The 16,931-nt window shown below is 58.7% G+C and carries 14 protein-coding genes; 8 read left to right on the forward strand and 6 right to left on the reverse strand.

Annotation, left to right across the window (positions count from 1 at the left end):
- Positions 1–2 precede the first annotated feature (2 nt).
- From HRU92_RS19955 to HRU92_RS20690, 5 genes are all read left to right on the forward strand, one after another.
- Positions 3–836 carry a sulfite exporter TauE/SafE family protein gene (locus tag HRU92_RS19955; RefSeq protein WP_173089109.1) on the forward strand — a complete coding sequence of 278 codons (834 nt, stop codon included), beginning with the start codon at positions 3–5 and terminating at the stop codon, positions 834–836.
- Positions 837–1,244: 408 nt separating this feature from the next.
- Positions 1,245–2,537, forward strand: coding sequence for an ABC transporter substrate-binding protein (locus HRU92_RS19960; RefSeq protein WP_173089111.1), 1,293 nt, complete (start codon positions 1,245–1,247; stop codon positions 2,535–2,537).
- A gap of 15 nt (positions 2,538–2,552) precedes the next feature.
- Positions 2,553–4,022 carry a sulfatase-like hydrolase/transferase gene (locus HRU92_RS19965; RefSeq protein ID WP_173089113.1) on the forward strand — a complete coding sequence of 490 codons (1,470 nt, stop codon included), beginning with the start codon at positions 2,553–2,555 and terminating at the stop codon, positions 4,020–4,022.
- Between the two features lie 269 nt (positions 4,023–4,291).
- Positions 4,292–4,747, forward strand: coding sequence for a deoxyribodipyrimidine photo-lyase (locus HRU92_RS20685; protein ID WP_248307281.1), 456 nt, complete (start codon positions 4,292–4,294; stop codon positions 4,745–4,747).
- Positions 4,748–5,089: 342 nt separating this feature from the next.
- Positions 5,090–5,698 carry an FAD-binding domain-containing protein gene (locus tag HRU92_RS20690; protein ID WP_248307288.1) on the forward strand — a complete coding sequence of 203 codons (609 nt, stop codon included), beginning with the start codon at positions 5,090–5,092 and terminating at the stop codon, positions 5,696–5,698.
- A gap of 96 nt (positions 5,699–5,794) precedes the next feature.
- Here the strand turns inward: HRU92_RS20690 and ugpC are convergent, their stop codons facing one another.
- The 6 genes from ugpC to HRU92_RS20000 form a co-directional block, all read right to left on the reverse strand.
- The gene (gene ugpC, locus HRU92_RS19975; protein ID WP_173089115.1) at positions 5,795–6,859 is read right to left on the reverse strand and encodes a sn-glycerol-3-phosphate ABC transporter ATP-binding protein UgpC; all 1,065 of its coding nucleotides are present in this window, start codon (positions 6,857–6,859) and stop codon (positions 5,795–5,797) included.
- A gap of 54 nt (positions 6,860–6,913) precedes the next feature.
- Positions 6,914–8,974: a beta-galactosidase trimerization domain-containing protein gene (locus HRU92_RS19980; protein WP_173089117.1), complete on the reverse strand. Its 2,061-nt coding sequence runs from the start codon at positions 8,972–8,974 to the stop codon at positions 6,914–6,916.
- 75 nt (positions 8,975–9,049) lie between these two features.
- Positions 9,050–10,345: an ABC transporter substrate-binding protein gene (locus HRU92_RS19985; protein WP_173089119.1), complete on the reverse strand. Its 1,296-nt coding sequence runs from the start codon at positions 10,343–10,345 to the stop codon at positions 9,050–9,052.
- Positions 10,346–10,401: 56 nt separating this feature from the next.
- Complete coding sequence (locus HRU92_RS19990) at positions 10,402–11,268, reverse strand: carbohydrate ABC transporter permease (protein WP_173089121.1); 867 nt, start codon at positions 11,266–11,268, stop codon at positions 10,402–10,404.
- A complete protein-coding gene (locus HRU92_RS19995; protein ID WP_173089123.1) occupies positions 11,265–12,203 on the reverse strand; it encodes a sugar ABC transporter permease in 939 nt (312 codons plus the stop codon). Before HRU92_RS19995 ends, HRU92_RS19990 begins: the two co-directional genes overlap by 4 nt.
- A gap of 177 nt (positions 12,204–12,380) precedes the next feature.
- Entirely contained in the window at positions 12,381–13,253 is an 873-nt protein-coding gene (locus HRU92_RS20000) for a 2-hydroxy-3-oxopropionate reductase (protein ID WP_173089125.1), read from the reverse strand.
- Between the two features lie 174 nt (positions 13,254–13,427).
- Between HRU92_RS20000 and HRU92_RS20005 the strand changes: the two genes are divergently transcribed.
- The 3 genes from HRU92_RS20005 (at position 13,428) to HRU92_RS20015 (ending at position 16,912) form a co-directional block, all read left to right on the forward strand.
- Complete coding sequence (locus tag HRU92_RS20005) at positions 13,428–14,225, forward strand: FadR/GntR family transcriptional regulator (RefSeq protein WP_173089127.1); 798 nt, start codon at positions 13,428–13,430, stop codon at positions 14,223–14,225.
- Between the two features lie 86 nt (positions 14,226–14,311).
- Positions 14,312–14,770 carry an FCD domain-containing protein gene (locus tag HRU92_RS20010; RefSeq protein WP_173089129.1) on the forward strand — a complete coding sequence of 153 codons (459 nt, stop codon included), beginning with the start codon at positions 14,312–14,314 and terminating at the stop codon, positions 14,768–14,770.
- Between the two features lie 210 nt (positions 14,771–14,980).
- Positions 14,981–16,912 carry an ABC transporter substrate-binding protein gene (locus tag HRU92_RS20015; protein WP_173089131.1) on the forward strand — a complete coding sequence of 644 codons (1,932 nt, stop codon included), beginning with the start codon at positions 14,981–14,983 and terminating at the stop codon, positions 16,910–16,912.
- The last annotated feature ends 19 nt before the right edge of the window (positions 16,913–16,931 follow it).

A 16,931-nucleotide genomic window follows, 5' to 3' on the forward strand; every position in this document is an offset into this window, starting at 1 on the left:
TTATGTCTGCCGATATGCTCACGGATTACAGTATCTGGATCGCCGCCATGATCTTTGCGGGTCTTGTGGGCGGCTTTGTTGCCGGCCTGCTGGGTGTAGGAGGCGGCATTATTATCGTGCCGATCCTGTATTTCGTGCTCGGCGGCATGGGTGTGGATCCCGATATTCGCATGAAGATCGCCGTCGCGACCTCGCTGACTACCATCGTCTTCACTTCGCTTGCATCGGCGTCTAGCCACTACAAGCGAAGGGCAGTGGATTTCGCGCTGCTTAAATCCTGGGGCATCCCGATCTTTATTGGCGTGGTGGCCGGTACTGCGATTGGCGGGGTGGTCAGTGGCCTCGTCCTCACCATTGTTTTTGCCGTCGTGGCGCTGCTGGTCGCCATCAACATGGTTGTTCGTGCCAATAGCGTGGCGGTTGCCGACGGATTCCCCAACTGGGTAGTTAAGGCGATCTCCGGCTTTTTCGTGGGCATGATCTCGGCCATGATGGGTATCGGCGGGGGCACGCTCAGCGTGCCGATCCTGACGGCGTTTGGCTATGATATTCGCCGCGCGGTGGGCACGGCGTCCGCAATTGGGTTCATTATCGCGATCCCAGGTACCATCGGCTACGCAGTTGCCGGCTGGAACGAACCCGGCCTGCCCGCCGGCTCCTTAGGTTATGTGAACCTGCTCGCCCTGGTCGCATTGGCGCCGCTCACTATGCTGGTCGCGCCCTGGGGCGCAAGAGTGGCGCACAATCTGCCGCGCAAGACGCTTGGCTATGCGTTCGCGGCCTTTCTTACCATCACCTCGCTACGCATGTTCATTGATATCTGGCAGCACCTCTGAGTTCAGCGATCTACCAAGCAGCTTCGTCGGATCGTCGGCAGATGCGCATTGGCTTTGTTGGTTCGGGGGGAGCATCGTCCATTTTCACCTGAGGTCTCTGGTGAGCGTGCGAAACGTATTGGCAAAGGATTCGGTGAGTCCGGTCATGTGCCTGATGCAGAACGCTTCCGGTCGGCGGGAGGAGGGCTGGCGCGCCTTTGCATCCGCCGCATATTTGAGCTGGGTCGAGTTGACCACAGGGCCTCGCGGGACGACGTTTTTGGCAGGTCGTGACGGCTTTTGAAGAGACCTCGAAGATCAGGCATGGGCGTAAAGCCAACTTCGCACTGGCACCACATCTGAGAAATTCAAGCCTCTTCCATACAAGACTCTTATAAGCAACAATGGCCAAATGAGGAGGAGCTCGCCATGATCAGACTGTCCAGACGCGCCTTTGTGGTGGGAACCGGTGCAACCTTGGGAGCCTTAGCCAGCGGCCTTAAACCTGCGGTTTCTCAGGGGGATGTCGAACTCCGGTTCTTCTGGTGGGGAAATCAGGATCGGCTGACCCGAACCGAGAGCGTGATGGTAATGTATGAGGCGCAAAACCCGGGCATCACGCTCGCCGGGGAAACGGCTCCATTCGGCGAGTTCTTTACCCGGCTGGCGACCCAAGTCGTCGGGGGCAATGCGCCTGACATCATCCAGATGGACTTCCGCTATATCGCCGAATATGCGTCTCGCGGTTCCTTGCTGCCGCTTGATGAGTATCTCGGCAATTTACTGGACCTGAGCCAAATACCAGCCGATCAAGTGGACGCGAACCGCGTAGGCGGTAAGCTCTACGGGGTCAGCTTCGGCGTGAACTGCGCAGCGCTTCATATCAACTCTGACGCCTGGGCTGAGGCTGGTGTGGAGGCGCCCACCATTGGGACTACCTACGACGAGTTCATGGAGCGGGCGATCCGGTTCGCCGAGGCGACACCGAGGAACCGGTTTTTCGGCACGTCTGACCCAAGCGGCGTTGAAGTGCCTTTTGAGAACTACCTCCGGCAGCGTGGCAAGAGCCTCTACACAGCGGCTGGCGAGCTGGCATTTGCCGAAGCCGACGCCGCGGACTGGTTCGCGTTGTGGGCCGAGATGCGGGAAAAAGGGGCTTGTGTACCCGCGGACGTGCAGGCGACCGACCAGAATACGGTTGAGACTTCCGTTTTGGTTCAGGGGCGTGCCGCTGTTAACTTCGGCCTGGCCAATGCGATTGGCCCGACCCGCAACCTAGTGCCTGAGAATATCACGCTCACCTCCTACCCGGTCGTAAGCCCGGATGCTGAGCCGGGCCACTATTTGAGGCCCGCGACCCGTGTCAGCATTTCGGCAGCTACCCAGCACTCCGAGGAGGCGGTCAAGTTCTTGGCGTTCTTTACTCAGGATCTCGAAGCCGCCAAGATCCTCGGCGCTGAGCGGGGCATACCAGTGGCTCCTCGCGTCCAGGAGGCCATTGCCAGCAGCATCAGTGAGGGCGAACGGCTTTCAGTGGAATACATCGCCAGCATCGGGGCCCTGGTTGGTACCCTGCCACCCCAGTCTCCCCCAGGCGCGGGTGAAGTCACTGACCTGTTGTTGGTGACCAGCCAGGAGGTAGCCTTTGGATCCCGCAGCCCGCAAGACGGGGGTGCCGCCTTGGTGCAAGGCGCAGCGGATATTCTCGCTAGGGCCCAATAGATCTAGGAACGCCGTATGGCTAAGAATGTTCTGCTCGTCACTGTTGATGAGTGGCCTGCCTACCTTATGGGAGCGGCTGGCCACCAGACGATTGAGACGCCCACCCTTGACTCGCTCGCTCGTGCAGGCGTTCGCTACACCAATGCTTACTCCGAAAGCCCGGTCTGCGTGCCGGCACGGCGCAGTATGATGACGGGCACCGACCCTCAGAAACATGGAGATCGGGTCGCGCAGGGCACGCTGCGCATGCCGGAGATGCCGAGCTTGGCAAGTTGCTTCCGGGCTTCCGGGTATCAGGCCACTGCAGTGGGTAAGCTCCACGTGTTCCCTCAACGTGATCGGATCGGCTTCGACGACGTGATCCTCGCAGAGGAAGGCCGGCAACTTAACGGGACTGTGGACGACTATGAGGCGTTCCTCGCTGCCAGTGGTCATCCGGGAGAGCACTTTCTCCACGGCATGGGCAATAATGAATACAGCTGGCGCACGTGGCACCTAGCCGAGGAACTGCATTCCACCAACTGGATTGCATCCATGGCCGCCAGAACCATCAAACGACGCGACCCAACCCGACCCGGCTTCTGGTATGTGTCTTTTACGGCGCCGCACCCGCCGCTGACTCCCCTGGCCAGCTACTTCGACCGATATGCCCGGCGACCGGCACCACCGAGGATTGAAGGCGACTGGTCCCGTCAAAAGTTGCCCCCTGCACTTGAGAGCATTCGTGACTACTGGGCGGATATGCCAGACGAACAGCTCGCTGACATGCGCCGTGCGTACATGGCGCTATGCACCCATATCGACCACCAGCTCCGTGTCATAATTGGGACGTTGAGAGAGGAGGGGATCCTCGATGACACGGTGATCCTCTTTACCAGTGACCACGGCGACATGCTCGGTGATCATGGATTGTATGCCAAGCGGCTGATGTACGAGGCGTCGGCCAATATTCCAATGATCCTGATGGGAGCCGCCTCGGACACGGGAGCAGCATCTCCCGGCAAAATTGACGACAGGCTTGTTGGCCTTCAGGACGTGATGGTCACGCTGCTCGAGCTTTGCGGCATCTCCGTGCCTTCAAATTGTACTGGCGTCTCCATGCTTGGGACAGGACGCCGCGCAATATTTTACGGTGAGTGTTCGGAAGGAATTGAAGGGACCCGCATGGTCCATGACGGCCGCTATAAATTGATCTGGTACCCCGTCGGCAATCACTTCCAGCTCTTTGACTTGGACCGTGACCCCACTGAATGTCGGGATCTTAGCGGCTCTGCTGAGCACGAGCGTGTAATGAAAACGCTCAAGGCGGCGCTCCTAGCACGCCTCTACGGCTCCGACCTTCAATATGTTCGGGACGGGGAGCTTGTGGGAGAGGAGGCCAAGTCGTTGCCCCATCGCGTTAACCGAGGGCTATCGGGTCAACGAGGGCTGCAGTACCCGCCTTTGCCTTACCGCGACGCAGCAGTAGCTAGCAAAACGCTGTAGAGGCTTTGCCGGCCTGGCGGAGGTGGAGAGCGTCTACGGGCGGCCTTCTAACGACCGCTTCCCGATGCTCGCCGTCGCTATCAGAGGGATCAATTCCAAATGATCTTCGTCGGACAGTGCGTGGCAATTTCGCTAAGGCGGTCGGTACGATCATCATCGTTCCCGGGCATTGCTACGTTTACCGCATGGGGGCGGATCGATATTGGACCGCTTTACTGGTGAGCTGAAACTCCCCGGCTGATTCAGGCGTATAGCCTGGGGAGGTGTTTATGGCTCAAACAGCAATCGCGTGGCTACGCAACGATCTGCGGATGGCAGATAACCCAGCATTGATGCGCGCGGCCCAGGACGGCCGCAGGGTTATTGTGCTCTATGTGCATGAAACAACCAGTGGCATCCGGTTGGTCGGCGCGGCTGGGCGATGGTGGCTGCATCAGAGCCTTGCAAGGCTCAGTGCTGCTCTCGCCGGTCGCGGCATCATGCTGGAAGTCCGTACCGGCGAGACCGAGAAGGTCCTCGCCCAAACGGTTTCAGATTATGATGCGGTCGCTGTGTACTGGAACCGGCGCTACGGGCCGGCGGCCCGCGCTCTCGACGCAAGGATAAAAGACACGCTGCAAGCTCAGGGTATCGGAGCGGAGTCGCTACCAGGCAATGTTCTTGCCGAACCCTGGACCCTAGCTACGGGACAGGACCGGCCTTATTCGGTCTACACCCCCTTCTGAAATGCACTAAAGCAGAAGCATATCGACGCTCCTGCCGGCCTGCCGGACCCTCACGAGCCGCTTCAACTCCCTGCCGTCGATCAAACCTATCAGCCACCACGTTGGTCGGACAAGTTTGCTGGCTCAAGCCAAGTTGGAGAAGCTGCAGCGCACACCAAGTTACATGTTTTTCTGGAGGACGCCCTAGGCGCTTACCCACTGGCGCGGGACTTTCCGGAGCGGGAGGGCACAACAAGGCTGTCACCGCATCTACGCTTCGGTGAAATAACGCCGCGACAGATCTGGCATGCGGCCCAGGCTTTCAGTCATGCCCATCCTGACAAGACGGAGGCCGTACACAAGCTGCTCTCCGAACTAGCTTGGCGGGACTTCAACTATCACCAGCTTTACCATCGGGAAGATATAGCCACCGTCGCTATGCAGGCGAAGTATGGAGGCATGCAGTGGCGGGACGGCGGGGAAGAGCTCAAGGCCTGGGGCCGCGGCCAGACTGGTATCCCGATAGTCGATGCTGGCATGCGGGAGTTGTGGGCAACAGGCTTTATGCAGAACCGCGTGCGTATGCTTACGGCGTCGTTCCTCACCAAGAACCTCCTGGTGGACTGGCGAATTGGGGAGCAGTGGTTTTGGGATTGCCTGTTTGATGCGGACGAGGCGAACAATCCCGGAAATTGGCAATGGATCGCCGGCTCCGGATTGGATGCTTCTCCTTATTTCCGCATCTTCAATCCGGTGCTCCAGGGAGAACAGTTCGATGGCGGCGGTGACTATGTTCGTCGCTGGGTGCCCGAACTTGGTCTGTTGCCCGACAAATGCGTGCATCGGCCGAACGAAGCTCCCCCGGAGATACTGAGTAGGGCAGGAGTTGAGTTAGGCATCAATTATCCCCTCCCACTCGTTGACCTGCGCACATCGCGCGGTCGCGCGCTTGAAGCGGCGCGATCATTGTAGGTCCGGAGGCGGCTTTCGACCCATTGCCAGTAACAAAAGGCCGGATAAATGACACTTTTCACGCGCACTGGCGGCAGCTTCACCACCCATCATTGGTCAGTTCAACCGCGCGCCAGTAGCTCCATCAAACAAGTGCACTGTGTCCGCATCTATTGCGACATCGATTTCCTGGCCAGGACGAAGATCTAGGCGCTGGCGGAAGTAAAGCGTGATATTGTCTCGGCATCGTCCATGTACGAGCGTGTCGGCGCCCGTTGGTTCCACAACATCGATGGTTACTCGAAGATTGCCCGCTTCATGCCTGATCTGCTCTGGCCTAATTCCGTAGGCTATGGCTTGCCCCGGCAGGACTGTGGCGCTGGACGGCAGCGGCCAGATCGCTCCTGCAACACTGCGGAAGCGATTGACCCCATCCACACTTTCCACAGACCCTGTAAGGATGTTCATCGCCGGAGAACCGATGAAGCTGGCAACGAATATATTGGCCGGTTTGTCATAGAGGTCAAGCGGCGTGCCGAATTGCTCAACGATGCCATCATGCATGACGACGATGCGGTCGCCCATGGTCATGGCCTCGACCTGGTCATGAGTGACATAGACGGTGGTGGTCTTGAGCCGCTGATGCAGTGCTTTGATTTCGGCGCGCATCTGCACGCGCAATTTGGCATCGAGATTTGACAGTGGTTCGTCAAACAGAAAGACCGACGGATCGCGCACGATTGCCCGCCCCATTGCCACTCGCTGGCGCTGCCCCCCCGAGAGCTGGCGGGGATAGCGATCCAGTAGGGCACCCAGGCCGAGGATCTCGGAGGCACGGGCGACGCGGCGCACAATCTCGTCCTGCGGCACCTTCTTGATGCGCAGCGAGAACGCCATGTTCTTCTCGACGTTCATGTGGGGGTAAAGCGCATAGTTCTGGAACACCATGGCAATGTCGCGTTCCTTAGCCGGCAGATCATTGACGATCCGGCCGCCGATCTTGATATCGCCGTCGCTGATCTCCTCCAGTCCCGCGATCATGCGCAGCAGCGTGGATTTCCCGCATCCCGAAGGGCCGACCAGAATGACGAATTCCCCATCCCGGATGTCGACCGAGACCTGTTTGAGTGCATGAAAACCGCCGTAGAACTTGTCGGCTTTAGCGATGGTAACGTCTGCCATGTTTGTCCTCCCGAAGGATAAGCCGGACCGGTTTGGGACCGGTCCGGTTTCGTTCTATTTGGCCAGAGGCACCCGGATGACTTCGTAGAGATCGAGTCGCGGCAGGGTAATTTCGATGCCGTCCTCGCTCTCGCTGATGTTGGCAGCACTGCCGGAAACCAAAAAGTCGGCAGTTCCTGAGGCGCCCTTGATGCGGAGCGTGCCGCCCTCGACCGGAACGTGCGGTCCAAAGGACTTGCGGCGGGCGCCGGTCTGATTGATCAGGTGAATGACAAGGCCAGCATCGTCGCGACCGACGATCATCTCCACCTGCTCGGGCAGCATAGCCTCGACTTCGGTTTGCAGAACCTTCTCGATGGTGCCGAGAAAATAGTCACGCACTTCGGAGGTGCCGAATTCACGATAGGTTCGACCCACGGTCCAAGGGATCTGGATAACCCTGCCATTCCGGCTTGCTCCGGCCGCAGCCGGCTCTCCCCCGGTCACATGCCCATAGCATTTCTCTGGCGGACCAAAAGGGGCTTGCGGCAGCATAACGCCGATGCGTTCAGCCGTCGGCTTCCAGACGAAATGGGCATAGCTGCCGTAGACCGGCACGGTGGGCGCCGCATAGTGAAAGGCTTGGGCGGCCGGCTGTTCGGAGGTCGAGACATAGGTCGCCCATAAGGCCTGTCCCCTGTCGGGCGTGCCGACTCGCATGATCGAAGGTGCGGTCACCATCTCCACACCACCATGGGCGGTAATTCCACTCGATCCGGTAAGGACGACGTCACCCCCTGCTGTGACGAAGCGGTCGAGAGCCGCTGCAGCGTCGCTGCCAAGAGAACCGAGATCCGGTAACACGACAAGCTTGTATTTTTTGAGCAGGCCCTCGGCATCCATCTTGGCGATGAGATCGGCGCCGATGACGTCGAAGGGAATGTGTTTTTCCTTGAAGGCGCTGTAGAGCCCACGGAATTCCTCGACACTTTCGCCATAGCCCGGATTGGCAGCGCGTAGGCGATCGGGACGCGCAAGGGCAATGCCACCACCTGGCTGCAGTTTGGCATACACGTCCTTATGGTCGCGGAAGAAGCGCGAGACCTCGCCGGCAAGCGGCAGGTTGGCATAAGGGATGCGGCCGGGAGCACCCATAATGTAGGTGGACGGATTGCCGCCACGGGCGATAGCCTGCAGCAAGTATTGTGCGAAGAGCTCGGGCTGCTCGCCGGCCATGCGATAAGGCATGTCCACGAACGAGACGGAATTCACCATCAGCGAGATTTCGGGCAGACCCGTCATATGGGCGCTGACATTTTCCGACGTTGCATGGTGCCAGAGTTCGCGCCCGAAGGCATTATTGGCTTCATAATAGATGATCGGTGCGCCACGGCTCAAAATAAGCCCGGCATCCGGCCGACGAGCAAGGATGTGGTCTGAAATCTTGGTTGCCAGGGTCCGGATGACGCCATTGGAGAAGCGCAGCCATTCGGGATAATTGGGGTGGTCCGGGCCGTCGGGCAATTCCTTGCCGCCGCTATATTCGGAGAAGGTCGCCTGGCATTTCTCGCAGTGACAGACGCCATGATAGACGCGGCTATAGTCAGTTTCGGAAAAGCCGAACCAGTTGAAGAAGAAGCCATCGACCGGGTATCGGTCCATGATCTCGTCGAGGATATCGAGCGAGCGGTGCTGATAATAATCCGCCGAGGGGCAGGCGCTATAAAGTGTGTTGTAGATCTGCAGTTCGCCCTTTGGCGAGACGAAAAGCCAGTCAGGATGCTCCTGGGCGATCCCGGTGGCCATCTTTGAAAAGTCGCAACGGGCGAGGACCTTAACACCGCGCTTGTGCGCCGCTGCTACGGCATCGCCGATAAGGTCCCCGGACTTGCGCTCGACGAGGAACGGATTGCGGGTCTGGAACGGCAGGTCGCTGGGATAGAAGGAAACGATACCGCCGGTATTGATCAGCCATGTATCAGCGCCATGCTCCTCAATGATGTCGAGTACTTTCTCCACATCCATGACCGCGTCGACTTCCTGCAGATTGGTCTGGAAGACGGAGAACGGGCTGCGCCACCATCCTGTGCCTTCGGTCGCTAGATTATTGGTCGAAGGCTCGGCGCCTATAGACATGGTATACTCCTGATGAAATCTGGGATCTTCCCGAAGAATTGGGTGGGCCGCCCCTACGGGGGCCGGCCCGGCATGTCAGGCGCGGCGCAGCAGCGCGTTGCCCTGAGTGACGAACTCCTCGGCGGCCTGCTGAACGCTGTAGGTGCCGAAACCGACATTTTCATTCACGCGGCGCATGAGGTCGCTGACCGCACGCTCGCCCCGGTGCACCGGTGGCGCTGGATTGGCCTGGGCAAGGGCGGCCTGACTGTGACGCAGCACTTTCTGGTCCACTTCGCTGATGCCCTCAAGGGCAAGAACTGCCTCGAGCGCTGGACGTGATGCTGGCGGACCGCTGACCAGGCCCAAAATGCTTGCCGAAGCCGGATCGCTGACGAACCAGTCCATTAGGTGGGCGGCCTCCTGCTTGAAATTGCTGCGCGCGTTGAGCGCCAGCGAGCTGGTGGGACGCGGGAAATAACCAGGATTGTCGGCGCCTGCTGGGGATGGCATTGCCATCATGTTCAGCGTATCCGTCGTGAGGGCCTGATAGCCCCCGGCGAGATCCTGTGAGGCCATGCTGGCAAAGATGGCGCGGCCGCGCACCAGCGGGCTGTTTGGCCATTCGGTGCCGGTAAACTGGGCCTGCAAGTCGGGCGGAACGGCGCCGCCGCTTTCGCGCATCTTGCTCCAGTATTCAAGCCAGGCGGCTACTTCGTCGACGCTAACGCCAAGCTCGTTCTCGTTGAACAAGGTTCGCCCCTGGGCCACGACATACATGCTGAGGTCGCCGAGCCGCGCGCCGCCATCATGAGACCCAAACATACTAGGATCTGCCTTATGAACTTCGGCGCAATAAACGGCGAAATCGTCGTAGCTCCAGCTTTCCGGTGGCGCGTCGAGGCCAAGCCGTTCGATGGTAGACTGGTTGTAACCAAGGCCTTGGATGGAGACGGCAATGGGTATGCCATAGAGCGTTCCGTTAACGCGGCCGAGATCGAGCACCGCCTTTTCGAACAGGTTCCCGCGGATCGGGTCGGGAATATAGGCGTCCAGCGGCTCCAGGGCCTCTCGGGTGGCATATTGCTCCAGATCGCCACTACTGAGCGTGATCACGTCCGGGGCATTGCCGCCGGCCACCATGGCGGCGATCTTGTCCGGCCAGGCATCGCTTGGCACGCCCTCATAGACGACGTTGATATCGGGATGCAATTCTGCATAGCGTGCGACCGAATTGCCCCTGATGGCGAGCTTTTCGGCATTGCCGAATATGCCGAAGCGAACCGGTCCTGTTTGAGCGCGAGCGCCCATGGTTCCAAAGGCTAGCGCGCCCAAAGCGGCGGTGCCGCCCAAAACAACGCTGCGCCGTGAAAGGTTGAATCGACGATACATAGTCACTCCTCCTCGAAGCCTGCTGCGCAGGCGGTTGGCGGGGGAGGCTGTTACGCTCAGCCCTTTAGCCCCGAAGTTGCAATTCCTTCCACCAGCCTGCGCTGGAAGATTAGAAACACGATAAATGTTGGGATCAGACTTAGGGCCGACATCGCGAGCAGCTGGCCATAGGCGCCGCCTGAGGAATCGACCAGCGTGCGCAGCCCTACCGGCACCGTCAGCGATTCAGGCGAGGTCAGGTAGATAAGCTGCGGGAAGAAGTCGTTATAAGTCCAGATAAACGTGAAGATGATTGTGGTAATCAGCGCCGGTTGGAGCAACGGGAAGATGATGCTGGTAAAAATCCGGAACGTGCTGCAGCCGTCGAGGGTAGCAGCCTCGTCCAAATCCCGCGGAATGCGCCGGATGAACTGCACCATAAGAAAGATAAAAAACGCGTCCGTGGCGAGGAACTTCGGCACGATAAGCGGAAGATAGGTATTCACCCAACCCATTCGCGCGAACATCACATATTGGGGGATGAGCAGCACATGCGATGGCAGCATCAGCGTCAGCAACATGATCGTAAAGAGAGAGCGTTTGAACGGGAAATCGAGCCGGGCGAAGGCATAGGCGGTGAGCGAGCAGGCCAGCACATTGCCGATGACCGCACCCAGGCAGATCATGAAGGAGTTGATGTAGTACTGGGTAAAGCTCGGACTGGTGGCAAACCAGCCGGTGATGTAATTGCCCAGGTCCAAGTGGGTGGGCAGGGCAGCAGGATTGCTGAAGATTTCGCTATCGGACTTGATCGAACTCATCAACATCCAGAGCAGCGGATAGATCATGAGGACGGCGCCGCCGATCAGAACCGCATAGGTTGTGACGCGGGAGAGCGAGAGCGGTTTTTTGCGGGGCACATAGGCAGGGGCGGCAACGGTCATCTCTCGTCTCCGTAATGGACCCAGCGACGGGACGCCCAGAAATTGAGACCGGTAAAGGCGGCGATGATCAGGAGCAGCACCCATCCCATGGCGGACGCGTAGCCCATGCGGAAGCTGGTGAAGCCCTCCTGGTAAAGATAGAGCGTGTAAAAGAGTGTTGAATCCGCAGGTCCACCGCTGCCACCGCTGACGATGTATGCGGACGTGAAAGCCTGAAACGAGTTGATGATGCCCAGAACCAGATTGAAGAAGATCACCGGCGTTATCATCGGAACGGTGACACTCCAGAACTTCTGCCACTTGCTGGCGCCGTCGATCTCCGCGGCCTCATAAAGCTCGTTGGGAACCTGTTGCAGGCCGGCTAGGAAGATGATCATTGCCGAACCGAACTGCCAAACATGCAGCAGAACCAGCGTGTACAGCGCGTAGTTGGGGGTGGAAATCCAGTTCGGCGCATCAATGCCAAAGACCGAAAGTCCCTGGTTTACGACGCCTTCCCCCCCAAAAATCTGGCGCCACATGACAGCAACTGCGACGCTGCCGCCCAACAGCGACGGCAGATAATAGACCCCTCGAAAAAGTCCCAGCCCACGCACTTTCTGATTGAGCAAAACGGCGATACCTAATGCGACGACGAGGTTCAGTGGTACCCCGATCAGCACATAGGTGAACGTAACCTGTAGCGCCCTTTTGTAGCGTGGGTCGTACATGAACATGTCGACGAAATTGGTCAGCCCGATCCAGTTCGGGGTCCGCAACATGTCGAAATCGGTGAAGGCCATGTAGAGAGAGGCAATGAGGGGACCTGCCGTCAGGGCGATCATGCCACCGAACCAGGGCAGCAGGAACAGATAGGCCTCAAGGTTCTGCCGGTTGCGCGAGCGGCGCGCACGCTTGGACGGGGCGATGTTCGTGTGGGCAGCTGTAGAGGTCATCAAAAACTTCCTCCCCTTCGCGTCGCTTTGGCAAAGATCGTGGCCGTCAAGTTCAAGGAACCTCCTCCGCACCTCCAAGGCGCGCTCATCTGCCTTCCTACTCGATGATCCGTCCAGCTTTTCCGACGTCGCTCTCCGGCGACAGCTTCAGAACGGGCCTAGTTCAACAGTCATGATTCATGCCGGCGAAATATCGCCAAGTGCCCTGAAAAGGATCGAGTGATCCTTACCGCCAAGCCCACGTGACAAAGCCGCATTCATCAATTGAACGGTGCCGGCGGTGTTCGGGAGCGAGATGTCGAGGTTTCTCGCCGTTTCCAGCGCAATGTTGAGGTCCTTGCGGTGCAGTTTGAGCGCAAACCCCGGCTCGAAGGTCTCTTCGATCATCCGCTGGCCATGCAGTTCGAGAATCCGCGATTGGGCAAAGCCGCCCATGAGAGCTGTTTTGAGAATGCTTAGTTCGACACCGGCGCGCTCGGCCAAAAGGAAAGCCTCGCCTATGCATTCGATGGTCAGGCCCACAATGATTTGATTGGCTACCTTGACCACTTGGCCACAGCCGACGGGCCCGACGTGAGTGATGTTCTTGCCCAGCACCTCAAAAATAGGTTTCGCCCGTTCAAAATCCTCGGGCGCACCGCCGATCATGATCGTCAGCGAGCCGTTCTTGGCCCCGACTTCGCCACCGGATACTGGTGCGTCCAGATAGCGCGCGCCCTGCTTCTGAATACGGTCTGCAAATTCCTGCGTTGCCACCGGCGCGATTGAACTCATGTCAATCAGCAATGCGTTGCGGGCCAGCCCGGATGCAGCCCCGTTTGGTCCGAACAGCACCCTCTCGACATCGGGCGTGTCCGGCACCATGACAATGACGACGTCCGCATTGCGCGCGGCCGCTTCGGGTGTGTCCGCTGCTTGCGCCCCTCTTTCCACTAGATGCTGGGAACGCGGTTTGACCCGATTGATCTGCAGCTTGTGGCCAGCCTCAATAAGCCGCTCAGCCATTGGCTGTCCCATGGTCCCCAAGCCGATAAATCCAATCGTTGCCATGGTGCGGCCCCCCAACCTTGTGCGTTTCTGCGAACCTGCTGTCAGACTCGACTAACAAATTAGAGCAGATATAACAAGTTTGTATTTTAGCGTTTACGCCTTTGCGAGCAAGGTATGCTAACTTGTGGGGTGTGCTGTCCGCTAAAGCCCGAGTTTGGCTGATGGTGGCCGAATTTGACATTTCTGCTTTTGTTAGTTGTCAAAAATGCGTTTGCGGGGCAAATTCCTAATGAACAAGTTTGGGGAAAGCTGTTGATCGTCCAAGACGAGGCCAAAGCAGTAGGCCCTCATCAGGGCCTTTCGAGTGTGGTTTGCAATGAGATGCGCGCCCTCATAATGCAGGGAAGATGGGCGCCATCGTCGCGATTGCCCTCGGAGGCTGAACTGTGCAAGCAGTTCAATGTATCGCGGCCGGTCGTGCGCCAAGCATTGGCAGCCCTACGGGAAGAAGGTCTTGTTTCATCCCGCCGGGGATCTGGCAGTTTCGTCCGGCCTGGAGTGGCGCCGGTAATCAGCGAGCCGCAGGTCCAATTCCCGCCTCTGACAAGCATTGCTGATCTGGACTCGTTCCTCAATTTCAGGGAGGGAATTGAGGGGGAAGCGGCCGCTGTGGCGGCGCGGCGCCACACCGAGCAGCAACTTGCAGAGCTTCGAGATGCCGCCGCTCGGTTGGGTAAAGGGGCGCCCTTGCCCGAAGGTGATTATGACTTCCATCGCGCGGTCGCCAGCGCGTCCGGCAATCCCTTCTATCTAAATAGCCTGGAGTCGCTGCGCGTGCATATCATGTTCGGCCTGGGAATCAGCTGGACCTTCGGAGTCGGCCAGGGTAATTTTCAGCGACTTGTCCAGGACCATCACGCAGCGATCGTGGAGGCGATCGCTTCGCGCGATGCCGATGCGGCGCGTGATGCGATGCGGCGCCACCTGCAATGGGCGCGCACGAAATTGATGACCGGACAGGTCGGGGAATAGGGTCATGGACATTGCCTGAAAGGCCGGCCGTGTTATGGTTTGCTCAGGGTGCAATGCAGGCGCTGCCTTGATGTGGAGGAGCATCAATGATCGCGATCTCATCGTTTGACGTGCAATCAGGGAGAAGCTGCTTCGAATTCCGAATGGGTATCGAGGGTGAAGCGGCTGCGGCGGCAGCGCGCAAGCGTACGTCGGCCGATCTCGTTTCCTTGTCCGGGATGATGAAGCAGATGGAAGATCTGCAATACAACGGGAAGCCAGGCCTCAACGAGGATTTTGAGTTCCACATGCTTGTCGCCCGCGCATCGCACAACGACTATTATGTTAGCGTGCTGCAGTCATTAAAAGCGACGATCTTCGAGGGCATGCTCTATGCCCGAACCGCATGCGGGCTGAAAACGAGCGAAAAGATCTCCGCCATCAACGAACAGCATCAGCTGGTTTTCGAGGCCATCGTCCATCAAGACTGTGAAGCGGCGAGGGAGGCTATGCGGGCCCATCTGCTGAGGTGCCGGATTTCCACCAACCATTGGCAATTGAGATAGATCGGCGGTCACCGTCCAAGCCTCTGCTTCAAAGGCTCCATTCTCTAGAGAACTTATTTTTACAATTCAGAACAACTTGCGTTGAATAATTGACAAGATGCTAATAAGCTAGGTCCCGCGGTTCTCGGAGCTTTGGCCCCGGAGCCGCCGCCGGCGGGCTGTGGTAAATGCCGAGGTTCCGCCTGGTCCTGAAAACGAGGAGGGACTGAAATGACATCTATGCTCAGCGCGAGATTGCGCGCCGGCGCTCTAGCGGGAATTGCGAGCGCTATTCTGACCATCGCCGCCACGGGTGGCGAATCCTCAATGCTTGAAGAGATGGTGGCGGCCGGGGATCTGCCAGCGCTCGTAGAGCGCATTCCATCCAGCCCACTGGTGGTGACCCCCGTTGATCGCGTGGGTGACTTCGGTGGCAATTGGCATTCTGCCCTGATGGGCGGCTCGGACGATGGCTGGATTCTGCGAACGCTGTCCTACGAGAATCTGATGCGCTGGAGTCCGGATTGGACGGAAGTCATCCCGAACATCGCTGAAGCCGTTGATGTGAGCGACGACGCGACGGAATTCACCTTCACCCTACGCGAAGGCATGCGCTGGAGCGACGGTGCGCCCTTTACCGCCGACGATATCCGTTTCTGGTACGAGGACCTGTTCCTCAACTCCCAGTTCACGCCATCGGCGCAGGAGCCGTTCATCAATACCGATGGTTCGCCCGTCGAGTTCGAGATGATTGACGATGTGACCTTTAAGTTCACCTTCGCCAATCCAAAGGGCCTGTTCCTGCAATATCTGGCGACTGCCCGTCCATTGGACAACGCTGCGGTTCGCTACCCGCGTCATTATCTCGAGCAATTCCATCCCGACTATAGCGACGATATCGACGCTGAGATCGCCGCTTCGGGGCAGGCCGACTGGGTTGGGCTCTTGACCAGCAAAGCCAATTTCTGGGCCAACCCAGACGTACCGACGGTGAATCCGTGGGTCTTCACCACCGGTTACGGTTCGGGAGATGCATCGCGCGCCACTGCCGAGCGCAATGCCTTTTACTGGAAGGTCGATACGGAGGGTAACCAGTTGCCCTATATCGATACGCGCACCTTCGACATCCTCTCCGATCCGCAGGTGCTTGTCACCAAGACGCTGGCCGGCGAGATCGACTTCCAGGATCGTAGCCTCGCGACGCCGGCGAACCGTCCGGTGCTGTTCGAGGGGCAGGAGCGTGGCGGCTACGAATTCTTCGAGCAGACACCAGCCAGCCCGAACTACATGATCATGATGTTCAACTTGAACCATCGTGATCCGGTCCTGCAGGAGCTTTTCCAGAGCAAGGATTTCCGCATCGGGCTGTCGCACGGCATGGACCGGGAGGAAGTTCTTGACGTCGTGTGGATCGGGCAAGGTGAGGTGGCTCAGACCTCCGTCATGCCGGGATCGGTCTATTACAACGAACAATTGGCCAAGCAATACACCGAGTACGATGTCGAGCTTGCCAACGAATACTTGGATAAGGTGCTCCCTGAACGCGGTGCCGATGGCATGCGGCTGCGTCCTGACGGGCAGCCCCTAGCGATCAGCTATGCCTATAGCGCTGCCGTACCGATTTTCGGCGACGCCCTGGAGTTGATCGCGGCTCAGTGGGAAAAGGTCGGCATCCGCATGGTGCCGACGCCTCTCGACCGAACGCTGATCCAGACCCGGCAGGATGCGGGCGAATTGGAAGGGGTGGCATGGGAGCGTGGCGGTGGCGCCGGCCAAGAAGTGGTGCTTGACCCACGCTGGTGGTTCCCTTCCAATAATGACAGCTATTATTGGGCCCCGGCCTGGACCGCATGGTTTCTGGACGTGAACACTGAGACATCGCAGGTTCAGCCTGAAGAGCCTCCCGAAGCCGCACTCCGGCAGATGGAGCTCTATGGGGAACTGCAGGCTTCTCCCGATCCGGAAGAGCAGGTGCGGCTGATGAACGAGATCCTCAACATCGCAGCCGAGGAATTTTGGACCATGGGCGTGGCCTGGCAGTCCAACGGCTACGGCGTCAAGAAGACCAACTTCCTCAACGTCCCCGCCTCGATGCCGGCATCCTGGATCTATCCGACCCCGGCGCCGACCAATCCCGAGCAGTACTTCATCGAAGCGCAATAACTTCCGGCGCTCCGAAAAG

The organism is Devosia sp. 1635 (genome assembly GCF_013185955.1).
In the GTDB taxonomy this organism is placed as follows: domain Bacteria; phylum Pseudomonadota; class Alphaproteobacteria; order Rhizobiales; family Devosiaceae; genus Devosia.